A 22,423-nucleotide genomic window follows, 5' to 3' on the forward strand; every position below is an offset into this window, starting at 1 on the left:
TAAGTTTGCTACAAAGAAAGTCCTTTTTTAGCGGCCAGACTGTTCCACTCCCATAAATTCACGTAAAGTTAACAGGGAAAAAGAGCAGGTAGGTCGCGGAGATTTTTGACAGAAAGGCCTCGGGCAGGGGAGAAAGGGCAAGCAGCTTTTGGCGCTTGCAAGATTCCTTTGTAATTTTCCTTTTCCATCCATCTTCACGCTTATGTCTTCGGCTATATTTCGTCTTTTGATACTTTCTGTCTTACTTTCCAGCCTCTCGCGTGAGCTGTTCGGACAGCAAGCACAGGCCGCCTTCCACTGCTCAGAGGCCGATCAGATGAAGATCATGGAGCTATTAGCCGAAGCGCAGGACTGGCAGGAGTCGAGTGCTGGCGAGCAGCTCCTTGCCTTCGGCAAAACCTTTTTAGGCACGCCCTATGTCGCGAAAACGCTGGAGCTACCGGGCCCTGAACAGCTCGTGCTCCATTTAAGCGGACTGGACTGTACCACCTTTTTAGAAAATGTGTTAGCACTCACGATGACTGCTCGGACGGGCAAGACATCCTTTGCGGATTATCTGGAGGCCTTGCAAACGGTTCGTTACCGGGATGGCCAGCTGGAGGGTTATGCTTCGCGCCTGCATTATTTTACAGACTGGATCGATAGCCATGTGGCTTCAGGGCTTTTAGAAGAGCACACGCTGCAGCTGGGAGGGGAGTATCGACGTCAGGATTTTTTCTTTATGTCCAGCCATCCAGAGTTCTATCCTCAGCTGCGTGACCCGCAGGCACTCGAAGCGATTCGGCAGCAAGAAAAGCGCCTCAGCCAAAGCAGATATCCTTTGCTGCCTAAACACAAGGTGGCACAAGCGGCTGCCTCCATCCAGTCGGGCGACCTCATCGCCATCCACAGCCAGGTGAAAGGGATCGCGATCACACATGTAGGCTTTGCCAGCTGGCAGGAGGGAACCCTGCACCTCCTACATGCGGGCACCGAACGCATGCAGGTAGAGATTAGTCCCCAGCCGCTGGTGGATTACTTAGCCGCTCAGTCCCGCGTCCTCGGCATCCGCGTCATGCGTTTGCGCTAGCGCCAAGCAAATGTTCAGAATTTTCTCTATATTAGAGGACTAACTGACCATAAAATGAACCTAAAAAATTATCCTCTAGGGGATGGTTTTGATGAAATGTTTACGCCTGAGGGTGTTTCGCGCAGCCACTACACGGATTTTCTGCATTTAATCAGCAAAACCAGCCCTAAAAAACTCTCCCAGCTCCAGTACACGGCGAATAAAAACCAGCTGGCCATGGGCATGACGTTTAACGTCTACCACGATAATCAAGGCGTGGAAAAGATTTTGCCCTTAGACATCATTCCCAGAATTATTCCGCACACGGAATGGACACACATAGAGGCAGGGCTTAAGCAGCGCATCACAGCGCTGAACATGTTTATTCACGACATCTATAACGAGCAAAAAATCTTAAAGGACAAGATCATTCCTGAAGAGCTGGTCCTAGGCAGTAAGGATTATTTGCATGCCTGTAAAGGCCTCCAACCGCCTAAAGGCATCTGGTGCCACATCACCGGAACCGACGTTGTGCGCGATAAAAATGGGCAGTATTATATTTTGGAGGATAACCTACGCTGTCCGTCCGGAGTGTCTTACATGCTGGAAAGCCGGGAAATCATCAAGCGTGCCTACCCAGATCTGTTTAATCAACTTGGCGTGATGCCAGTCTCGGATTATCCGACTAAGCTGCTCAAGATGCTGCAGTTTATCGCCAATAAGGACAAGCCGGTGGTGGGAGTGCTCACCCCTGGCATTTATAATTCGGCCTACTTCGAGCATTCTTATTTAGCCCTGCAGATGGGGGTGGAGCTGGTTTCCGGGATAGACCTACGCACGAAAGACAACAAGGTGTACATGCAGACCACGAAGGGCTTGCGCCAAATCGATGTACTGTATCGTCGCATCGACGACACCTTTTTAGACCCACTTACCTTTAATCCCCAGTCCCTGCTGGGCGTCCCTGGACTTTTCGGCGCTTATCAGGCGGGAAATTTGGCCCTGGCCAATGCCCCCGGAACGGGCGTAGCAGATGACAAGGCCGTTTATGCCTATGTGCCGCGCTTTATCCAGTATTATCTGGGAGAGGAGGCCATCCTCCCGAATGTACCCACCTATCTCTGTCGAGAAGAAAAAGACCGGCAGTACGTGCTCGACCATATCGAAGAGCTCGTCGTGAAGGAAACGAACGCTGCGGGTGGCTACGGCATGCTCATTGGGCCGAAGGCCGATGCACACGAACACGATACGTTTAGGAAGCTGATTCGGGAAAATCCGACGCATTACATCGCCCAGCCCACGCTCTCTCTATCTTCCGTTCCCACTTATACGGAGGAGGGCATACAGGGCGCCATGTGGACCTACGCCCCTACATTTTATATGGAGAGGAGATCGAGGTGATTCCGGGTGCACTGACCCGTGTGGCCCTGAAAAAGGGCTCCCTGGTAGTGAATAGCTCGCAGGGAGGTGGAATGAAGGATACTTGGGTCCTGTATGGTGAACGTTAAACGAAGAAAATTAATCCTATGCTAAGTCGTGTTGCAGATTCTATTTATTGGTTGGGTCGCTACCTGGAAAGAGCCGAAAATTATGCCCGCTTTATCGATGTGAACTTTAATTTGATGCTCGATCTACCGCCAGACTTGAAGGCGCAGTGGGAGCCCCTCATTAATGCCACGGGGACCGGGAGCTATACCTCCAGCAGTTTCAGGGCTTCGACCGGAAGGACGTGGTTTATTTTTGGCTTTCGCCAAAGAAAACCCAAACTCCATCCTCTCCAGCATCCATTTTGCGCGTGAAAATGCGCGTGTGATCCGTGAAAATCTGACCAAAGAAACCTGGGAGGGGCTGAACAAGTTGTACCACTTCGTAAATGCCAAAATGGAGCGTAAAATCTGGCTAAAAGAGGATCCGCGGGCCTTTTTTCATGAGGTGAAAAACCATATTTTGCTGCTGTACGGAATCGCTGACAGCACCGTGGCACGTACGGAGGGCTGGCACTTTCGGCAGCTTGGCCTTTTTCTGGAACGAGCAGATAAAACCAGCCGCATTTTAGATGTCAAATACCATATTTTGCTGCCCACGGCAGATGAAATCGGGACGCCGCTGGACTTCCTGCACTGGACAGCCCTGCTCAAGTCGGTGACGGCGTTTAATACCTATAAACGGTTGTACGGTAATATCGAGCCAGCGAAGGTGGTAGAATTTTTGCTGCTAAACGAATACTTTCCCCGCTCCGTATTTTACTGCCTGCGGGAGGCAGAACACTGTCTGAATCGCATTTCCGGACAGGGCGATCGCGCCTACCGAAATTCGGCAGTGAAGGCCATCGGCGAGCTGCGTGCACAGCTGGAATTCACAGAGGTGGGAGAGATCATCGACTCCGGCCTGCACGAGTATATCGATGGCTTGCAGTTAAAACTTAACCAAGTTTCGAACAAGATCCACTCAAATTTCTTTCAAATAAAGGATAATTTTGTCCAGCAAACCAGTTCTACTCTACAATGACCTTTTGTTTAGGAATAAAAACCAAGCACGGCATCGTCGGCTTATCAGACACTCGTATAACTTCCGGGACAGAAACCACGACATCGAAGAAGGTCTTTACTGTCAACAGGCAGAAGCACACCTTTTTTATCATGACCTCCGGCCTGCGCTCGGTGCGCGATAAGGCGATTACGTATTTTTCTGAAGTCATCGAAGAAAAAGACGCTGAAATCACCAAGCTCTACCTGATGGTAAACGCTTTCGCGGATCAGGTGAAGCGGGTAGCAAAAGAAGATCAGGCTAACTTAGAGCAGGCGGGGTTTGCCTTCAATCTGTTTTCCATCATCGGAGGACAGCTGGAGCAGGATAAATCCCCCAAGTTATATCTGCTCTATCCGCAGGGAAATTGGATCGAAATCCGTCGAGGAACTCCATTCGTGTCTATCGGTAATACAGGAGCTGGAAACCCGATTCTACGGCGCTCTCTTTCCTATGAGGATTCCTTAGAGTTCGCTATGAAGTGTGCCTTTTTAGCCTTCGATGCCACCAAGCTATCCGTGAATGATGTGGATTACCCCATCGATACAGTAGTATTGGAAAACGATCATTTCCACACCATCGAGCGACGCTTCGAGCAGCGGGAGCTCGAGCACATCTCCAGCCACTGGAATGAGCAGCTGAAGGAAGCCATTCAGACCCTCCCCGTAGACGCCTGAAAAAAGCCTTTTCGAAGGAAGGCCTGCGTCAGCAAGAAATCCTCGACCTCAATACAGAAGAGGAACAGCGATGAGGCTGACTATTCAGCACCATACACGCTACAGCTACTCTTCCGGCGTTTTCCTGCAGCCCCATGCCCTGTACCTGAAGCCACAGCAGCGGGGCTACGTGCGCCTAGAGGCAGAACGTTTACGGGTGTGGCCCCAGCCCCAAGCCCTCCACGAGCGCATCGATATGCTCGGAAACAGCTGCTGGCTCATGTGGTTTCCCGCCGAACGGACTGACTCTTTTACGGTCGATTTAACCTTAGAGCTGGAGCTTGCAGAGGTGAATCCCTATGGGTTTATTCTGCTGGATGCGCCACAGCTGCCTTTTCAGCAGTACGTTTACCCTGAAAAGATGCAGGGCTTTTTAGCCCCCTTCCTAGAAAGTGAGCAGGACCTCGCCCTGGAAGCTTTCGCGCGGGCATGCATGGCGCAGAACAGGGACCTGGTCTCCTTTTTAGCGCAAATGGCAGCTGTGATCCACGCGGAGTGGCAGCATGAAATTCGGCTGACTCCGGATCTTTGGGCGCCTGCACGGACCTTTCAGCTGAAAAGAGGAGCATGTCGTGACCTCAGTTGGATGCTGGTGCACCTACTGCGTCAGGTAGGACTGGCTACACGCTATGTGAGTGGCTATACCTATTCGAGTGAGGCAGTGGAGGGGCATGAGTTGCATGCTTGGGTGGAGGTTTTCTTACCCGGTGCTGGCTGGGTCGGGCTGGATCCCAGCTTGGGTTTATTAGCAGATGGCGGTTACATTCCTTTGGCGATGGGCTATCATCCGGAGCAGGTGGCACCCCTTCAGGGCATTTTGCAGGGGATGCAGAAGCCCGATTAGACACGCAGATGCAGATCTTCGCCCGCTAAGAAAAGGCGGTGGTGCTGGCCTAGCCGTATGCTCCGGCGAAAAAGGGTCTTTTGGTATAAAAATAAACTGTCCTATTTGATAAAAATTATACGTGCTGCTGGCTTAGCAGTCAGCGGTGTTTTTATGCGTATGCATGTTACGCAGTAAAATATCCAGTAGCTCTGGAATCGCCTCCACATTTAAACTGTGTCCGACGCGCGGCAGGCAGGTAAATTGCCCTTCGGGCAAAGCCTCCGCAATCCGCTACCCATTTCTGGGGTGCAGAGTAGGTCTTCTTCCCCATGAATGACCTGCGTGGGCACCGGGCAGTCCTGTAGGTGGGCATAAAAGCTTTCCGAACTTTTAGCGGTAGCCTCCATAAGTAGAAGCAGGCGCTGTGGACTCGGGCTCATCGCTGATTTATCCGATCGAAGAAGGGCTATTTTCTCGCTCTCCCGCGTCAAAAACGTTTTCCCAAGCACCCAGGGCAGCATGACATCGAAGAGAAGGGGATAGCCGCCCTGAAGGAGTGCCTGCTTCCAAGCTGCTCCGATGAAATTAAAGAAAGGGTTTTTTTCTCCAAAGGTGGCCAAAAGAAAGGCCTGCGCGATCACCTCTGGATACTGCTGCATCAGGCGCTGTCCCACAGCCCCTCCATAGGATATTCCAACTAAAACCACACGTTGTATACCGAGATGCTGGAGTAGGGCATAGACGTCAGTGGCATGGGCTTCAAAGCTTCTGAATTTCTCATCTTCATCGCTTTTTCCTTGGAAAAGTAAGTCCACAAGCAGACAGGTAGCGTGTTTTTCTAAGCCAGCAGCCAGGAGGGGGTGCCAGGCTAGCGTAGACTGAGAGAGCCCATTTAAGAATAGGATAGGAGGAGCGCTACTATCAGGAATGCCCCTGATTTCGTAGTGCATCCGCTTCCCGTTCGGTAGACGAAAGTAGTGTTGCATGGTGAAATGGATTTGGTTTCATGGCTTAAATAAAACGAAAAATGTTTAGATTAGCGCTATGAATTCTTCTGTCTCGGTAGGGGGTTTAGGTGTTTTTGGCTCACTTTCTCCTTATTAACCCCTTAAAATCCGTTTATGGAAGCGTTTTGGACGTATAAAACAGCGGTAACTGCATTGGTGCTGCTGTACATGCTGGTCATTCTTTACCTGGTCTTTCGTGGTGCAAAAAAAACGAAGTCAGTGGAAGATTATGCCTTAGGTAGTTTTCTTTTTTCCCCCACAGCAGTGGGGCTTAGCTTAGCCGCTAGTATGACGAGTGCGGCAACCTTTATCATTAACCCAGGCTTCGTGGCCTACTACGGTCTGGCGGGTTTTCTGTCCATGGCTGTATTTTTGCCCTTCGCGGCGATGCTTTCCTTAGTGCTGCTGACCAAGGGGTTTCGCCGAGCAGGAACTACCGTAAAAGCACTCACCATGGCGCAGTGGATGGGGGACATGTACCAAAATACGGCTTATCGGCGATTTTTCGCCTGCTTTCCTTGCTTTTACTTACCTTTATCGTACTCATTACCGTCGGGCTGACGAAGGTACTTGCCGGAGCCATGGACCTGCCAGAGGTGACCATGAGTCTGCTGCTTATCAGCTTCATTTTCGGCTACATGATGTTTGGTGGAGCGAATGCCATGGTGTACACCAATATGGTTCAAGCGCTGCTTATGCTCGTAGTGGCCATCCTCCTACTGGGCTCTGGTTACAGCCACTTTAGCGCGGGTGTTCATGGGTTTTTAGATAAAATATCACGTATTTCCCCAGAACTGGGGCAGCCGACTAATCCGGATAGCCCACTTTTTCGGGATTATTTTGAAATTATTTTTTGCCAACTAGTCGTCGGGGTAGCCATCGTCTGCCAGCCTCATATCATTACCAAGTCACTCCTGCTCAAGTCAGAAAAAGATGTCAATCGCTTTCTGTGGGTTGCAGTAGGTACTGAGCTCTTGTTTTTCTCGGTGGTTTTAGTGGGACTTTATGCCCGCATCAGCTTTCCCGACCTGCAGTTTAACGGAGCACTTATTCCGGTAGATAATGTGATCGCCACCTATGTGGTGTATCATTTCCCTGTCATCATTGGCTTGCTCCTCATCATGGGGCTGGTTTCTGCTGGCTTGAGTACCTTAGAAGGTCTGGTGCAGTCCCTATCGATTACCATCACTTCGGATCTATTGCGCCCTGCTTTGGGAAGCTTTATTGACTTTACACGCTATGGAATTTGGATTAATCGAGGGGTTATCCTGCTGCTCGCAGTGGTGGCCATGCTGCTGACGGTGGATCAACTGGAAAACCCTAAGTTGAGCGTAGGGATTTTCGCCCAAAATGGCGTTTATGCTTATTTCTCGGCTGCTTTTTTTCCGGTGCTATTCGGGACTTTTCGGAAGGATACACCTGTAGTCGCTGCGGCTCTAGCCTCGTTTACGGCCCTCTTTGTGCATTTTGGGTTGTACTATGGGGAATGGATCAGCTACATGCAAGTGCCTGTAAAGAACCCTGGAATTCCAGCTGCTTTGGCTATTTTAAGTAGCTTCACCGTCGGCACCCTCGCGTATTTTCTTTGCGCGAGCGCAAAAATAACCCTTCACCAACACCTAAAAACCTCCAAAACTCATGAAAAAACTACTCATTGTCGCTTTGCTCTGGATGTTTCAGGGGATAAGCTCCAGCCAGGGGCAGGCTATCTTTCAAGCGATTTCCTACCCAGCTCTGGTCCATTATGCCGCGCTAGAAAGTGCGGATACACTGGCCTACATGGATGTAGGAGAAGGGGAGGTACTGGTTTTCCTCCATGGACTGGGGTCCTACGCGCCTGCCTGGACGAAAAACATGCACGCACTGGCGGAATCCCATCGCTGCATCGTGGTGGACCTGCTCGGCTATGGGAAAAGTAGCAAGCCGCAAGCGCCATTTATGCTGACCGATCAGGCGGATGCGGTCGCGGAACTGCTGCGGCACCTGGCCATTCCACGCTATACGCTGGTGGGGCATAGTATGGGTGGGCAGATTGCCATGCACCTCGCGCACAGGCATCCGGAGCAGGTACAGCGGCTTGTACTGCTCGCCCCAGCAGGTATCGAACGATTTACAGCGGAGCAGGTAGGGGTCTTCGAGCTCATGCAACCTGCTGCGGTGATGGCAGCGGATGCGGATATCATTTTACAAAACCTTCAAAGCAATTTTCATCAATTTCCCGAAGAAGCACGGTTTATGGCGAGGGATCGCGAAAAGATAAAAGCGGACCCTCAATTTCCTTTGTATGCGCAGGCAGTCGTTTATGGGGTCAAAGGCATGGTGCGGGAGCCGGTTTGGGAGTGGATACCTAAGCTTCAGCAGGAGGTTCTGATCATCTACGGCGAAGAGGATGCCTTAATTCCTAATCGATTTTTTAACCCAGGGCTTACCATCACCGAGCTGCTCGCAGAGGCGAAAGAAAGGTTTCCACGAGCTCAAACGGTAGCGCTTCCCGCTGCGGGACATTTTATCATGTGGGAAAAGGCGGAGGAAGTGAATCAACGCATCCGCAGCTTCTGCCTAGAGTAAAATGAAGCTACGCCATAAAGGGGTAGGAGCAGTTACAATCGAATTCCCAGAGTTTCTCCGGGAATTTTTTTTCAGTTTTTTATTTGGTGGCTAAAATATTAAGATTTTTAGGGGTAGTCTGGGAATTGGGGCGTTAGAGTGAGGTAAGAGGCAGGAAATGAGGTGTTTGTGAGGAGTTTTTCAGTGCAATTTTCTATGTTCAAAATTGTATTATTTTTTATTGTCGTTCTGTTAATGAGGTTTAAACCTATATAAAATTTTGATAATAGGGAAACTTGTATTAGCTTTTCAAAGCCAAAAATACTTAAACCCAAAATACCTATGGATAGACGATTTACTATTCTCCTGCTGCTTTGCCTGTTCGCATCGCACTGGGCAGCAGCTCAAAATTACACCGTCCGAGGCACCTTTCGAGATGCCGATACCCGTGAACCTTTAATCGGTGTGAACGTGCGCATCGCTGGAACCGGTATCGGAGCGGCCACTGATTTAGATGGAAATTTCACCCTTTCTGCCGTACCTGAGGGCAGCTACACATTAGAAGCGAGCAGTTTGGGTTTCGAAAATTTTCAGCGCAGCATCCGAGTCTCGGCAGACCTTCAGTTAGGAACGCTCAACTTAAAAAGTACTGCTTTGACCCTCGGAGGAGAGGTGGTCGTATCGGCCACACGTCGCCCTGAGCGACTTACAGACGCCCCCGCTTCGATCGGTGTGATTACATCACGTGATTTGGACAACCTCCCCTCCTTTAACGTCGGCGAACTTTTGAATAAAGTGCAAGGCGTGGAAGTCGTTCGCTCAGGAGTTATCGGAATCGGGATTAATGCCCGCGGCTTTAACTCAGCCTTTAATGTGCGCATGCTGCAGTTAAACGATGGACGAAACGGCATGCTTCCAGGCGGAACAGGCCTCCCAGCTGGTTTTTACAATACGATTATCAAAGAAGATATCGAGCGTATCGAGGTTATCTTAGGTCCTGCCTCTGCTCTTTATGGGCCGAATGCGCATGCCGGAGTGGTCAATACGCTGACAAAAGACCCCCGGTCTTCGGAGGGTACGACCGTGGTTTTCGGTGGAGGAAATCAGTCCGTACTGTCTGGCCGTTTTCGTCATGCGAATGTCGTCAACGAAAAGTTAGCCTTTAAAGTAAATGCGGAATACACGCAAGGAAGGGATTTTGAGTTTATCGATACGGTATATATCGGCGCCATAGGGGTGCCTGAGTTGGCTCCTGACTTTAATTTTCGCTCCATCCGCGCGAATGCAGCAGTGTATTACAGTATTAAGCCAGATGCAGACCTAATCGTGGATTACGGAATCGGTCAGGGTTCGAACATCGGGGTGACGAATCTCGGTAGAAACCAAATCGACGGCTGGACTTTTAGCTACCTACAGGCGCGCTATGTGTCTCCTCGGGTTTTCGCGCAGCTTTATAATTCGTGGAATAATGCTGGAAACACCTTCCAAATCAATGGACGTACCGTCAACTATCAAACCCTTTTGGCCGCAGGCCTAAGCCCAGAGGAAGCGAAAAGGCGCTCTCTACTGCCAGTAGAAGAGGGTGGTCTGGGATTCCCTGGGTTTAAAGACGAATCGAGCAGACTAAACGGGGAGTTTCAGTATAATAATTCCGTAGGATCCCGCTTTAACTATGTCTTGGGAGCCTCTTTTCAGCGCGATGTGGCCAACAGCCTGGGCACCTACCTCTTTGACATCGATGGCGATATCATCATCAATCAATTCGGTGTCGTGACGCAGATGGATTATGCACTTACAGATAAATTAAAATTCGTAGGCGCCGCCCGAGTGGATTACCACGACTACTATGACCTACAGTTCAGCCCTCGATTAGCCCTTACCCATCAGGTGGGCGAAAATGGAGCCGTGCGTTTAACGTATGGTCGTGCATACGCCGCGCCTTCCATTCAGTTTTTAGAGTTCTTGTTTCCCATCGCAGGGGTAAATGGGGCCATCATCGGCTCGGGGCAGGGACTTACTGTGGAAAACCTGGTGACAGGAGATCGCCGCATGATCGACCCGCTACAGCCGGAGGTGAATCAGACCTTTGAGTTCGGCTATAAAGGCCTGGCGGCCAAAAAACTCTTCGTAGACGCCACCGCTTGGTATGGCATTACCCGTGATTTTATTAGCCCAGCGGTAAACCTCTTCGTAGGCGGAGAGCGCATCGTGGAGCGTGGGGGCCAGCCCATCCCGGAAAACTTGAGCGGGATTAACCTGACCTACCTGAACTTTGGAGAGGTAAATAACTGGGGAATCGATCTGGGGTTTACCTATAACTTTAATGCCAATTACAGCTTTGGGGCGAAGTACTCCTATTTCGGTTCCGACATCACTCAGGCAGATAAGTTCGAGGATGATCCAAATTTGGCACTTTTAAGCCACAGGCTCGGGAGGCATTTCGCGTGCTTAATGCACCTGCCAACCGTGCTAATTTTAACTTTACTGCCGCGAACTTACTGGACAACAAGTTAAACGCATCCGTGAATGTGCGCTGGGTACCGGAATTTGATTTCAGGTCAGGTAATCAGATCGCGACTGCGGCTGGCGCAGGTACTCGCGTCGCGCCCTTCCTTTTTGACTATGGGCCTCTGGGAGGATTTACCACAGTAGATCTTTCTGTAGGGTACCGCATCAGCCAGGCACTCTCTTTGGGTGGCGGGATTAGCAACTTATTTAACGTAGAGCAGCGAGAGTTCGTCGGTTCACCGCTTATCGGGAGATTGTTCTCTTTAGAGCTACGTGCAGATTTCTAAGAAAATAAACTGTCCTATTTGATTCCGAAACTTCTAGCCACTGGCCAGAAGGTTTTTTTTTGGTTTTTCTTTTTTTTCGCCAGCTTTTGGCTCTAATTTAGGCCTAGTCGAAAAGAGATGAAAGAGTTAAAACAGCAAATGTACGTGCAGCTCCTATACGATGCTGAGCAGCAGGCGATGCGCCTTCGGTGGATAGGAGAGGTGCCCCTGCAGGGCTATAAGGAAACCTTATTAGCCTGTTTAGACTACATGCGCATGCACGACATCCCACTGATCTTAGTGGATCAGCGAGAGCTCAAGCCGCTCTCGGAGGCACATACTAAGTGCTGTACCGTACCTGGTTTCCACAAGCGATGGAGCATTTTCAGCAGGCACTGCGCATCGCTATTCTTCCTTCAGCCACGACATTTCGAGCGATAAGCTCTAAGAGTATCGCGAAACGGCTAATCGATAAATATGGCTTAAAGATTAGTTACCATCAAACAGAAAAGCAAGCCTTTCTCTTTTTACATCAAGAATAGCCTGCTTTTTACCCTATTTTCCTAATCGAATACTACTGCGCGGTCCAGCCCCCTTCGATGGGAAGGCTTGCCCCCGTCATCGTTTTGCCAGCATCGGAAGCCAGAAATAAGGCTAAGGCTGCGATGTCAGCGACTGGGATAAAGGATTTAATGGGCTGCTTCACCAGCATAATTTTTTCCACCACCTCTGCCTCACTGATCTTATGGCTAAGGGCCTGGTCACGGATTTGCCCCTCCACTAAAGGTGTTTTTACATACCCAGGGCAGATAGCATTTACTGTGATACCATGGGGCGCCCCCTCTAAGGCGAGCGCCTTGGTGAGTCCCGTGATGCCGTGTTTCGCTGTTACATAAGCCGATTTAAATGCGCTGGCGCGCAAACCATGGGCAGAGCTGATGTTAATAATTCTTCCGAAGGCCGCTTGCTTCATGTGGGGCCAAACAGCTTGGCTAGCATAAAAAGCGGCGGATAAGTTGATACTCAAGATGGCCTCCCATTTCGCTGCGGGAAATGCTTCTACCGGAGCTACATGCTGGATGCCCGCGTTGTTTATCAGCACCTCTATGCTGCCGAATGCCTGGTGGGCTTCGTCGATTAAGGTGGAGATAGCTTCTGGATGCATCAAGTTAGCATCAGAAAAATGCACAGGAACAGCATATTCCTGCGCTAAACTTTGCGCCAGCGCTGGCCCTTCTGGGTCTAATCCATGGAGCATAAGACCGTAGCCCGCCTGGGCAAACTGACGTGCCAGCCCTAGGCCGATGCCGCTGGTACTTCCTGTAATGATTGCGTGTTTCATGTTGATGTATTGGGTTGAACACTGTCCTATTTGATTCCTCCCAAACATCCAGCTACACGGCTAGAATTCTGTGGCCTTAAGTTACATAAATTCTTGCATTTATACCTCCTCTTCTGGACGAAAACGATAGCTACGCGGATAAGGAAAGACATGCAAGAGCTCCCCACGGCGGATGCGCTGCTGGATGTCGATCCAGTATTCGGGGTCGAAAAGCCGGGCATGATAGGTAATAAAATGCTGGCGCACATCGGCTCGCCCGATCATAAAGCGCTTAAAATCCTCAGGAAAGACATCGTTCGGTGCGATCTCGTACCAGGGCTCTGAGGCATAAATCTGTTCGTAGGTCTGCGGCTTCGGCTTCCAGCGGAAATTCATATCCGTTAAAAATTCGATTTCATCGTAGTCATAAAATACGACGCGCCGCTGTCGGGTAACCCCAAAATTCTTCGTCATCATATCGCCAGGGAAGATATTGGCCTTGGCCAGCTGAATAATCGCCAGTCCGTACTCTTCCACGGCATGCTTGGCCTCTGCATGCGAGCAGGTTTCCAGATAAATGTTCAGCGGCGTCATCCTACGCTCGGTGTAGAGATGCTGAATGATCAGCTCTTTGTCCGTGAAGGACAAAAGGGAATTCGTGCTCCGCCGTAACTCCTCTAAAAGCTCAGGAGAGATCCGATCTAGAGGAAAGTGGAAAGATTCGAACTCATGGGTGTCCGCCATCCTGCCCACCCGATCATGGCGCGAAACCAAGACATACTTGTCCTTCACCTCCTGCCGTGTCATGCTCTTTGGGGGGTCGAAGTAGTCCTTTATCAACTTAAACACAATATTATAGGAAGGTAGCGTAAAAACGGTCATGACCATGCCTTTGATGCCCGGGCTAAGATAAACTGATCCTTACTTTGCTCCAGATGCCCGATAAAATCCCGATAAAACTCGGTTTTCCCATGCTTGTTAAAGCCAATGGCATTATACAGCTCATGAATTTTTTTATGGTTGATGACAGCTAAAAGAAAGCTGATCATCTGGGAGGGAATGGCTGTTTCCACCATGAAATAGCTGCGCGTGTAGCTAAATAGTCCACTCATCAGGTTTTTCTCGAAAATGAGGGTGTCCACATAAATGCCGCGCGGCCCATGCATAAAGGGAATGACGAAGGGCATCCATTTTTCTCCCACGAAGGTTCTGCCGATGAGGTAGGCGGCCTTATTTCGATAGAAAACGGACTTGAGCACCTGGGTGATGGTCCGCTCATCGGGCTTGTAGCGGGTGAGCACGATGCTGCGGACGGCTTGTACGAGGTACTGTACATCTGCCTCTTTATCCAAATAGGGGGCCTCGAAGTCGAAGTCCTCCACGATTTTCCGCATGATCTTCTGTAAGCCCCAGCGAGGGGGATAGGTGTGGTATAAGGTTTCCTGCGGGTGGATGTCACAGGTGTCATAGCCCTCATGGACAAACATAATTTCCTCATCCACAGCGGTGTCAGGTACGGTTTTACGTACCACAGAATTAAAAAAGGATTCAGCCAGCTCCTTATCCTTTCGGGTGGTGATTTCCCAGGCAAAATTCGCCTTAACCTCCCGCCACAGCTGCCGCTGCCCGATTTCCTCCCTCAGCACACCTTTAATCAGGATGCGCGTGGCATTTACCTCATATTTATAGAGCCGAAGTCGGCGCTTGTGAACCTGCTGCATGCCTGTCCAGTCCCTGTTTTTAAAGTACTTCGGGGCGTAGCTTGTCAACTCATTAAAGGTGCTGATGTAGGAAATATACCCTTCCAGCATCAGGCCCACCACACGGCTTACCTGTTGTGCACTCATAGCATCTGTTTTTTCAGTCGCTCCATGGCCTGTCTTTTGGCTTCTTTGCGCTGGGCTTCGAGTAAAAATTTAGGCGCTGCTACCCGCACTTCACAGTTTTCCACTGGGCAGCGCTGGCAGGTCGTTCCCACGTAGCGGAGCGGAATATTTTGGTCGTTATGAAATTTGACTTTGCGCTTGAAAAGTGCATTGGCCTTCAGGCCAAAGGAAATGCTTACGTGCTCCTTCGCATTCATGCCCGCCCGATAGGCGATCGCAAAGACAAAGTAGGAGTCCCCATCCGGATAAAAGGAGAACTGTCCCTTGCCCACGACCCGTTCTCCGGAGCGCTCGAAATCATCAAAAATGGTGGCAGACACCCAGCGGCGGCAGTAGTCTTCCTGACCCTTCGAGGCATGGGGATGATGGATGCCCGTGAGGTGCAGCTCCTTATTTAAGGAAAAGTTCTTCGTTTCCGTATTTTTACTAATACGTAGAAAAAAGAGCTCCTTGAGTCCGAAATGCTTGGGCAGCACATTCGTCAGACGATAAATAAGTGTTTCTGGGGTGACGGTGTACTTTTCGATCAGCTGCAGCAAGCGGCTCGCTTCCAGTGTGGGCTGGTAGAGAAAGTGCTCCAAGTCTTTTACGAAGCCTTTTTCTGGGATCAAGAGTGCGCAGGAGAAGTAGCTCGCTTTAAAGTGGTTCAGGACTTCTTCGAAGGAGTGCACGCTCACCCAAGAGTAGCTCAGTGGGCGGTTTTCCAAAGATAAAAAGCAGTGCCCCAGCTCGCGGCCGAGGGTGAAGAGCTTTTGATTTTCCGTCAGGTTCCTGTTGAAAAGCAGGCGTGGAGCCTTGCCCGGCAGTACGATGGAGCGCAGCCCTTTTAGTTCGGGATCTTCGTCGAAGTCGTAAGCGTCGATCTGGTACTGATAGGCTGTTTCGAGAATTTCCTCCAGGCGCTGCACGCTGGGCTTCTCGAGGCCAAATTGTTTTTTTAGTTTTTCCGCGGCTTGTTCGAGGTCCGGGAAGTAATTATCATGCATCTCCTGATAAGCGCGTAGGGCAGAGAGGAAAAACTCCTCCTTGCTGATGTCATAGGCGCGGCTGATGTCCATGAGGGTGATGATGAAGGCATTCAGCTTGGAAGGGGCATCGGAGAGCAGTTCGATAAAGGTGGCCACGTCGATACCGAAGATGTCGAGCGGTAGCTCACTTAAGATGTCTGACTGCAGCAGATCCGATATGGTCTTCATCTTGTCATCGAGCTGCAGGGAGACCAAATAGTCGTAGCTAACCTGCAGGGCCTCGGCTAGTTTAAAAATTTTATCTGCCTTCGGATATTTTTTCGACTTCTCGATTTCATTTAAATAGGAGATGGAGATGCCTGATTTTTCGGATAACTCCTGGAGGGATAAGTGCTTATCTTTTCTTAACTGCTTGATCTTCAAGCCAAAAATTATGCGTATGTGTTCTTCTTTCACGTTCGGGTGGGTTTTATTCGTAGACGAATATACGGAATTTATCCGTTTTTACACACTTAGCAAAAATCGGTAATTAAAGTTTTTTTCATAAAAAGCGAAATTTCGCTTGCATATCTAAATTCGTCTTTTTACCTTTAACACATCAAATCACACAAACGCACAGCAATCATGACCATACCCGTTTCAGACACTTTAAAGCTCAAAGTTTTAGGTGAAATCCGAGAGGAATACAGGAAGATTTTGACGCCGGAGGCCCTGGAGTTTCTGGCATTTTTAGAGCTCAAGTTTCGTGAGAAGCGCTACTCTATTTTAGTGAAACGTCAGCGTACCCAGGAAAAAATCGACCAAGGTCAGCTCGCGGAGGTTTTAGCTGAGCTTCCTAAGCCGGAAGGCGACTGGAAAGTAGCGGAGGGCCCTTCGGACTTACAGGATCGCCGCTGCGAAATCACAGGGCCTGTGGACAGAAAGATGGTTATTAACGCACTAAACTCAGGTGCTAAGGTATTTATGGCGGATTTTGAAGACGCCTCTTCTCCTAGCTGGCATAACCTGATGTCGGGCCAAGTTAATCTTTTCGATGCTATCCGCCGGCAGATTGATTTTACAGCGCCTAACGGCAAAACATACGCACTAGCAGAGGAAATCGCTACCTTAAAAGTTCGCCCACGTGGCTGGCATCTAGAAGAAAAACACATGACGCTGAACGGCGAGCCCCTCAGCGGTTCCTTAGTGGACTTTGGTCTATTTTTCTTCCATAACGCACAGGAATTACTTTCCCGTGGTTCAGGCCCCTATTTCTACTTGCCTAAGCTAGAAAGTGCACTGGAAGCCAAGTTATGGAATGAAGTTTTTATCGCAGCACAGGATTATATCGGCATCCCGCAGAAGACCATTAAAAGTACTGTTTTAATCGAGACAATCTTCGCAGCACTACAGATGGACGGGATCTTGTACGAGTTGAAAGAGCATATCGTGGCGCTTAATGCAGGTCGCTGGGATTACATCTTCTCGGTGATTAAGAAGTTCAGAAACGATCCCAACTTCCTACTCCCGGATCGTATGCAGGTGAGCATGACGGTTCCCTTTATGAAGCTTATGCCAGCCTGTTAGTGGAAATTTGCCACAAGCGTGGTGCCCATGCTATCGGCGGAATGTCCGCTTTTATCCCTGCGAAGGATGAAGCTACCAACCAGCAGGCACGTGCGAAAGTGCGGGCTGACAAAGAAAATGAAGCTAAGCTAGGCTATGACGGCACTTGGGTCGCACATCCTTTCCTGGTAGATATCGCGAAAGAAGTGTTTACGGCGGCCTTTGACGAAGGTCAGGTCAACCAAAAAAATAAGCCGGTGCCGCAGACAGGCGTGCGCCAGGAGGATCTCCTCGATGTGCGTATTCCCGGCAGTACGATTACCGAGATGGGTGTTAGGACGAACATTAACGTGGGAATCCTGTACGTAGAAAGTTGGCTGTCCGGGGTGGGGGCAGCCGCTCTCTACAACCTGATGGAGGATGCGGCTACGGCGGAGATCAGCCGTGCACAGCTTTGGCAGTGGATCAAGCTGGGCGCCAAAATGGACGATGGGCGTACCATCACTAAAGAGCTTTACATGACACTTAAAGAGCAGGAGATGGAAAAAGTACGTCAGTTACTTGGTCCGGAGCGCAGCCAAGGCGAGGCACTGAAGCAAGCTTCCCAATTAATGGATAAGCTCGTACTGGGCAGCACCTTCATCGAGTTCCTCACTTTGCCGGCTTACGGCCTACTAGAAAATTAAGAAAACCTTTCACATTTATATCATAACCATTAGTAACATGAAAAATTCAGCAGAAAGAGCGCAGGCGATCCGCAAAGATTGGGAAACAAATCCAAGATGGGAGGGCGTTTCACGTCCTTATACAGCGGAGGAAGTCGTTAAGCTTCAAGGAAGCTTTACCATCGATCATTCTATCGCACGTATGGGCGCGAACAGACTTTGGGACAAATTAACGAGTCAGCCTTTTATCGCGGGTCTCGGTGCACTTACAGGAAATCAGGCGGTTCAGGAAGTACAGGCAGGCTTAGAGGCTATCTACCTAAGCGGCTGGCAGGTGGCTGCCGATGCCAACTTGGCCGGACATATGTACCCAGATCAAAGCTTATACCCAGCAGATTCAGTTCCTGCAGTGGTGAAGCGTATCAATAATGCCCTTTTACGCGCTGACCAGATTCAGTCCGTGAGCGGTCAGGGTGACTTGCACTACCTCGTGCCGATCGTAGCAGATGCAGAAGCCGGTTTTGGGGGCAACTTGAACGCCTTCGAGCTGATGAAAATGATGATCGAGTCAGGTGCCTCAGGTGTTCACTTCGAAGATCAGCTTTCTTCTGCTAAGAAATGTGGCCACCTAGGTGGCAAAGTGTTGGTGCCGACGCAGGAAGCCATCAACAAGCTTGTTGCGGCGCGCTTAGCCACAGACGTATGTGGTGTGCCGACCGTACTCATCGCTAGAACGGATGCAGACGCGGCTAATTTGCTTACATCGGATATCGATGAGCGTGACCATAAGTTTATCTCCGGACCACGTACGGCTGAAGGATTCTACCACGTGAAAAATGGTATCGAGCAAGGTATCGACAGAGCGATTTCTTATGCTCCGTATGCAGACTTAATCTGGATGGAAACGTCTAACCCAGATTTAGGGTATGCGCGTGAGTTCGCGCAAGCAGTTCACGAAAAATATCCAGGTAAAATGCTGGCCTATAACTGCTCTCCATCTTTCAACTGGGCAGCGCACTTATCCCGTGAAGAAATGCTTACCTTCCGCGAGAACTTAGCAGAGCTTGGCTACCGCTTCCAGTTCATCACATTGGCAGGCTTCCACGCCTTGAATACGTCTATGTTCGAGTTATCGAAAGCGTATAAAGAGCGCGGCATGGCAGGATACTCCGAGCTTCAGGAGCGTGAGTTCGCGCTACAGAAGGATGGATTCAAAGCAGTGAAGCACCAGGCTTCGTAGGAACAGGTTATTTCGATGCAGTACAAGAGATCGTAACTGCCGGAACAGCTTCCACTACAGCCATGAAAGACTCTACTGAGACGCCAGCAGTTTTAAGCAAAATAAAATTTTCGCAATCGATTGTTTGCGCGATTAGAAAACATTTTATACCTTTCCGAAGTGTTATTCATCAGATGAATATCCACAAATAGGTTTAATAGGTTTGAGAGATGAGAAAGTCCATTTCTGTTCCAAATCGCAGGGTTTTATCGTCGGGATTTTGTTTCGCACCCGATGAAGTGAGGCCCTCGAATAAAGGTTGAAGGTACTTTCGATATAAAAAGGAGAACGTGATGCGTTCTCCTTTTTACGTTTGGTGGGGCCTTGCACCGAAGGGAGTGGAAAAATGCGTAAAATTCAAACTAAACTTCGCGTATCCTAGACTTTTTTTATTGTACATTTAAATCGTTATCCGCCTGCACTATGAAGACCAACTTTTATTCTTTTTTCGTTTTGCTTTCTGTCTTTATCGCTTGTTCTTCCGCGTCAGAAGAAGGAGCCAGCAGTGGAGGAGCTGCCACAGAGCCAGAAGTAGATGTAGCGACACGCTTAGAGCTGGGACTACAGGCTCAGCCGCGGTGGATGGGGTTTTGGAAGGAAGCCCTTCCCAGCTTTCAGGTGAGTGATTTTCAGGTTGCCGGCACCCTGCCCATGGAGGACGTGAGCTTTCCAGAGAAAAACCCGATTAATGCACGCCACCCTTTAGCTGCACACCAGATACGGCACCCCGAGGGAGAAGGTGTCGTGGATATTTACAGCCAAAAGCTGGCCCTGATCGAAGAGGGGCGCTTGTTACTAAACCCTGACTCCGAAATCATCTTTTATAAGCGCGATGGCATGCGTGAGCGACTCCTCTTTTTAGGCCCATCAGCCAGTATCGAGGAGGCTGAGTGGCTGGATCGCGAGTGTCTACTCGTTCTCGGTAGTATGGAGGAAGAAGAGGGGTACCGCCCGATGGTCTGGCTAATCTTTCCTTTCGAAGGTGAAATCCAGCTGTATCGCCACCAACAAATCGCCCCTGAGCTCGTTAGATATGCATATCTAAAAGAGAAATTTCAGGATCAAATCGAAGAGCGTGCGTTTTAGTGAAGTCATTCCCATCTTAGAAGAAAAACTGCAGCAGCCTTTACCCGGTCTGCAGGGGCATCGGCATATGGCGCCAGAGCCTGTGGATGAGCGCCGTTTCTCACCTGAAATCCCCGAAACCGCCCGGAAAGGAGCTGTCTTGCTTCTTCTATATCCGGGAGAAAAAGGTTTAGCCACCTTCCCTTTCATCAAGCGCCCTCCCTATGATGGCGTGCATGGGGGGCAGATCGCTCTGCCTGGCGGCAAATGGGAAGACGAGGATAAGGACTTTGGCGCGACAGCGCTACGTGAAACCGAAGAAGAAATCGGCGTGCAGCGCGAACGCATCACCCTGCTCGGCAGTCTCACCCGCCTGTATATTCCGCCCAGTAATTTCGTAGTCTTTCCGTATATCGGCTTTGTCGAGGAGCAGCCTTCCTTTTCTCCCGATCCGAAAGAAGTGGATCGCCTTATTCCCTGTGCTTTTTCTGCACTATTCGCTCCCGAAGCTATCCAAGTAGGAAATGTGCGCGTACGCGATCGCTATGCCCTGCGGACGCCCTACTACGCCGTCGAAAATGAGATGGTTTGGGGAGCTACCGCCATGATTCTTTCGGAATTGCAGCAACTTTGGCAGGCGCCTGAGCGCAGCTTTTTGGACTTTCAGGCCGAATGTGTTAATTATGCAGTCTAAACCCATTTGCTGTATGCTCGCACAGGCCCCTCTACTTACAAACGACGCCGTAGTCTTAGGTGTATTGATAACCATTTTGGCTTTTGTTTTTAGTACCAGCAGCAGCTCCCATCCCTTTTGGAAACGCTTCTACTCCGTGGTACCAGCCATTCTGCTCTGCTACTTTATTCCTGCGCTCTGTAATAGTTTCGGGCTGATCTCCGGTGAGGAGTCGGGGCTATACTACATGGCGAGCCGCTATCTTTTACCAGCCTCCCTAGTACTTTTAACGCTCAGCATTGATTTTCAGGGGATATTAAAATTGGGTCCAAAGGCCCTCATCATGTTCTTAGCAGGATCGCTGGGCATCGTGCTGGGCGGGCCACTGGCCTTGTTTACCTGCTCCTTCTTTTTTCCAGAGCTCCTCGGCGGAGTAGGACCCGATGAACTTTGGCGCGGGCTGGCCACCATCGCGGGTAGCTGGATCGGGGGAGGAGCGAATCAGACGGCCATGTTAGAGGTCTACGGGGCGAGTACCACGCTTTTTTCCCAGATGATCGCAGTGGATGTTTTGGTGGCCAATGTCTGGATGGCGGTTATCCTCTATTGGGCGGGGAAACCCGGGAAAATCGACGCGCTCTTTAAAGCGGACAGCAGTGCCATCCAAACGCTACAAGAAAAAGTGGCCGCCTATCGCGAAGGGATCATGCGGATGCCTACGCTGCCAGACACAATGAAAATAGCAGGTGTGGGCCTAGGAATTACCGGATTCGCCCATTTGGTGGCTGACTATGTCGCGCCTTATATCGGCACCCACTATCCACGACTTTCAGATTTTTCCTTAGACAGCACCTTTTTCTGGATCGTCGTGGTAGCCACCACGGGTGGCCTGGCGCTGAGTTTTACGAAGGCGCGCAACCTGGAAGGGGCAGGCGCTTCACGCATCGGGTCAGTTTTTCTGTATGTGCTCGTAGCTACGATCGGCATGCAGATGGACCTGGGTGCCATCTTCGATAACCCACTTTTCTTTTTAGTAGGGATTTTGTGGATGCTTTTCCACGTGACCATCATGCTACTGGTGGCCTTTTTAATCAAAGCCCCTTTCTTCTATGTGGCGGTGGGCTCTCAGGCAAATGTTGGCGGTGCTGCTTCAGCTCCTATCGTAGCAGCAGCTTTAACCCGGCACTGGCTCCCGTAGGAGTATTGATGGCGGTGTTAGGCTATGCGGTGGGTACTTACGGCGCCCTGATCTGCGGCCTCCTCCTGCAGGCTGTCTATAACCTTTAGGTCTTTTTTAGAGTAAAAAGAGTATGGCGACGTACCGCAAATTTATTTTTGTCTGTAACGGGGGAGACTGTAAAGACGAAGGATGTAAAAAGCTGACCAAAGACCTCAAGTCCCTCATTCAAACAGACGGTCATAAAGGAAAATATAAAATCATCCGCACCAAGTGCATGGACTTTTGTAAAAGTGCACCCGTGGTGGTCTACAACAATGAGGTCTGCAAAAAGGCCGACGTGGAAGCCATACGTAAGAAAATCACGGGCTAAATGTTCCCGTGATGCTAGCTGGCGTGC

At 50.0% G+C, this 22,423-nt stretch carries 15 protein-coding genes and 6 pseudogenes; 16 read left to right on the top strand and 5 right to left on the bottom strand.

What is annotated here, in order from left to right:
* The first annotated feature begins 202 nt into the window (after nt 1–202).
* The 5 genes and pseudogenes from A3SI_RS03755 to A3SI_RS03775 all read left to right on the top strand — a co-directional run bounded on the left by A3SI_RS03755 (nt 203) and on the right by A3SI_RS03775 (nt 5,134).
* The gene (locus A3SI_RS03755) at nt 203–1,069 is read left to right on the top strand and encodes an N-acetylmuramoyl-L-alanine amidase-like domain-containing protein (protein WP_083836435.1); all 867 of its coding nucleotides are present in this window, start codon (nt 203–205) and stop codon (nt 1,067–1,069) included.
* A 54-nt stretch (nt 1,070–1,123) separates the two neighbouring features.
* Nucleotides 1,124–2,556, top strand: a pseudogene (locus A3SI_RS03760) (circularly permuted type 2 ATP-grasp protein).
* Between the two features lie 18 nt (nt 2,557–2,574).
* Nucleotides 2,575–3,556, top strand: a pseudogene (locus tag A3SI_RS03765) (alpha-E domain-containing protein).
* Complete coding sequence (locus A3SI_RS03770) at nt 3,553–4,251, top strand: peptidase (RefSeq protein ID WP_009053713.1); 699 nt, start codon at nt 3,553–3,555, stop codon at nt 4,249–4,251. Before A3SI_RS03765 ends, A3SI_RS03770 begins: the two are co-directional and overlap by 4 nt.
* Before the next feature lie 70 nt (nt 4,252–4,321).
* Nucleotides 4,322–5,134, top strand: coding sequence for a transglutaminase family protein (locus A3SI_RS03775; RefSeq protein ID WP_009053714.1), 813 nt, complete (start codon nt 4,322–4,324; stop codon nt 5,132–5,134).
* A 209-nt stretch (nt 5,135–5,343) separates the two neighbouring features.
* On the opposite strand, the gene A3SI_RS03780 is transcribed toward A3SI_RS03775, so the two are convergent.
* Nucleotides 5,344–6,102: an alpha/beta fold hydrolase gene (locus A3SI_RS03780; protein ID WP_083836436.1), complete on the bottom strand. Its 759-nt coding sequence runs from the start codon at nt 6,100–6,102 to the stop codon at nt 5,344–5,346.
* A gap of 309 nt (nt 6,103–6,411) precedes the next feature.
* Here A3SI_RS03780 and A3SI_RS03785 point away from each other — a divergent pair.
* From A3SI_RS03785 to A3SI_RS03800, 5 genes and pseudogenes are all read left to right on the top strand, one after another.
* Nucleotides 6,412–8,042 (top strand): annotated as a pseudogene (locus A3SI_RS03785) (sodium:solute symporter family transporter).
* A complete protein-coding gene (locus A3SI_RS03790) occupies nt 7,978–8,691 on the top strand; it encodes an alpha/beta fold hydrolase (RefSeq protein WP_169315087.1) in 714 nt (237 codons plus the stop codon). Before A3SI_RS03785 ends, A3SI_RS03790 begins: the two are co-directional and overlap by 65 nt.
* 321 nt (nt 8,692–9,012) lie before the next feature.
* Nucleotides 9,013–11,184: a TonB-dependent receptor gene (locus A3SI_RS03795; protein WP_050977359.1), complete on the top strand. Its 2,172-nt coding sequence runs from the start codon at nt 9,013–9,015 to the stop codon at nt 11,182–11,184.
* The gene (locus tag A3SI_RS21485) at nt 11,115–11,465 is read left to right on the top strand and encodes a TonB-dependent receptor (protein WP_156810152.1); all 351 of its coding nucleotides are present in this window, start codon (nt 11,115–11,117) and stop codon (nt 11,463–11,465) included. The genes A3SI_RS03795 and A3SI_RS21485 overlap by 70 nt, the downstream gene beginning before the upstream one ends.
* Before the next feature lie 117 nt (nt 11,466–11,582).
* Nucleotides 11,583–11,885, top strand: coding sequence for a hypothetical protein (locus A3SI_RS03800; protein ID WP_009053717.1), 303 nt, complete (start codon nt 11,583–11,585; stop codon nt 11,883–11,885).
* Nucleotides 11,886–12,018: 133 nt separating this feature from the next.
* Here A3SI_RS03800 and A3SI_RS03805 read toward each other — a convergent pair whose 3' ends face one another.
* From A3SI_RS03805 to A3SI_RS03815, 4 genes are all read right to left on the bottom strand, one after another.
* Nucleotides 12,019–12,786 (bottom strand): 3-hydroxybutyrate dehydrogenase, encoded by a 768-nt coding sequence (locus A3SI_RS03805; RefSeq protein WP_009053718.1) that lies wholly within the window; start codon nt 12,784–12,786, stop codon nt 12,019–12,021.
* Between the two features lie 99 nt (nt 12,787–12,885).
* Nucleotides 12,886–13,653 carry an isocitrate dehydrogenase kinase/phosphatase-domain containing protein gene (locus A3SI_RS22120; protein ID WP_316929061.1) on the bottom strand — a complete coding sequence of 256 codons (768 nt, stop codon included), beginning with the start codon at nt 13,651–13,653 and terminating at the stop codon, nt 12,886–12,888.
* Nucleotides 13,644–14,612, bottom strand: coding sequence for an isocitrate dehydrogenase kinase/phosphatase AceK regulatory subunit (locus A3SI_RS22125; protein WP_316929062.1), 969 nt, complete (start codon nt 14,610–14,612; stop codon nt 13,644–13,646). The genes A3SI_RS22120 and A3SI_RS22125 overlap by 10 nt, the downstream gene beginning before the upstream one ends.
* Entirely contained in the window at nt 14,609–16,075 is a 1,467-nt protein-coding gene (locus tag A3SI_RS03815; RefSeq protein ID WP_009053719.1) for a helix-turn-helix domain-containing protein, read from the bottom strand. Before A3SI_RS03815 ends, A3SI_RS22125 begins: the two co-directional genes overlap by 4 nt.
* A gap of 227 nt (nt 16,076–16,302) precedes the next feature.
* Between A3SI_RS03815 and A3SI_RS03820 the strand changes: the two are divergent.
* From A3SI_RS03820 to A3SI_RS03845, 6 genes and pseudogenes are all read left to right on the top strand, one after another.
* Nucleotides 16,303–17,850, top strand: a pseudogene (locus A3SI_RS03820) (hypothetical protein).
* 37 nt (nt 17,851–17,887) lie between these two features.
* Nucleotides 17,888–19,149 (top strand): annotated as a pseudogene (aceA, locus tag A3SI_RS03825) (isocitrate lyase); the annotation flags it as partial.
* A 382-nt stretch (nt 19,150–19,531) separates the two neighbouring features.
* Complete coding sequence (locus A3SI_RS03830; RefSeq protein WP_009053723.1) at nt 19,532–20,194, top strand: hypothetical protein; 663 nt, start codon at nt 19,532–19,534, stop codon at nt 20,192–20,194.
* The gene (locus A3SI_RS03835; RefSeq protein WP_009053724.1) at nt 20,184–20,867 is read left to right on the top strand and encodes an NUDIX hydrolase; all 684 of its coding nucleotides are present in this window, start codon (nt 20,184–20,186) and stop codon (nt 20,865–20,867) included. Before A3SI_RS03830 ends, A3SI_RS03835 begins: the two co-directional genes overlap by 11 nt.
* 13 nt (nt 20,868–20,880) lie before the next feature.
* Nucleotides 20,881–22,133 (top strand): annotated as a pseudogene (locus A3SI_RS03840) (DUF819 family protein).
* A gap of 23 nt (nt 22,134–22,156) precedes the next feature.
* Nucleotides 22,157–22,396, top strand: coding sequence for a (2Fe-2S) ferredoxin domain-containing protein (locus A3SI_RS03845; protein ID WP_009053726.1), 240 nt, complete (start codon nt 22,157–22,159; stop codon nt 22,394–22,396).
* Nucleotides 22,397–22,423 lie beyond the last annotated feature (27 nt).

The organism is Nitritalea halalkaliphila LW7 (genome assembly GCF_000265075.1).
GTDB lineage: Bacteria > Bacteroidota > Bacteroidia > Cytophagales > Cyclobacteriaceae > Nitritalea > Nitritalea halalkaliphila.

Bases quoted from the DNA above. Each gene is read 5' to 3' on its own strand.
- A3SI_RS03755 (WP_083836435.1), top strand. From the start codon at position 203: ATGTCTTCGGCTATATTTCGTCTTTTGATACTTTCTGTCTTACTTTCC.
- A3SI_RS03770 (WP_009053713.1), top strand. From the start codon at position 3,553: ATGACCTTTTGTTTAGGAATAAAAACCAAGCACGGCATCGTCGGCTTA.
- A3SI_RS03775 (WP_009053714.1), top strand. From the start codon at position 4,322: ATGAGGCTGACTATTCAGCACCATACACGCTACAGCTACTCTTCCGGC.
- A3SI_RS03780 (WP_083836436.1), bottom strand. From the start codon at position 6,102: ATGCAACACTACTTTCGTCTACCGAACGGGAAGCGGATGCACTACGAA.
- A3SI_RS03790 (WP_169315087.1), top strand. From the start codon at position 7,978: ATGCACGCACTGGCGGAATCCCATCGCTGCATCGTGGTGGACCTGCTC.
- A3SI_RS03795 (WP_050977359.1), top strand. From the start codon at position 9,013: ATGGATAGACGATTTACTATTCTCCTGCTGCTTTGCCTGTTCGCATCG.
- A3SI_RS03800 (WP_009053717.1), top strand. From the start codon at position 11,583: ATGAAAGAGTTAAAACAGCAAATGTACGTGCAGCTCCTATACGATGCT.
- A3SI_RS03805 (WP_009053718.1), bottom strand. From the start codon at position 12,786: ATGAAACACGCAATCATTACAGGAAGTACCAGCGGCATCGGCCTAGGG.
- A3SI_RS22120 (WP_316929061.1), bottom strand. From the start codon at position 13,653: ATGGTCATGACCGTTTTTACGCTACCTTCCTATAATATTGTGTTTAAG.
- A3SI_RS22125 (WP_316929062.1), bottom strand. From the start codon at position 14,612: ATGAGTGCACAACAGGTAAGCCGTGTGGTGGGCCTGATGCTGGAAGGG.
- A3SI_RS03830 (WP_009053723.1), top strand. From the start codon at position 19,532: ATGAAGACCAACTTTTATTCTTTTTTCGTTTTGCTTTCTGTCTTTATC.
- A3SI_RS03845 (WP_009053726.1), top strand. From the start codon at position 22,157: ATGGCGACGTACCGCAAATTTATTTTTGTCTGTAACGGGGGAGACTGT.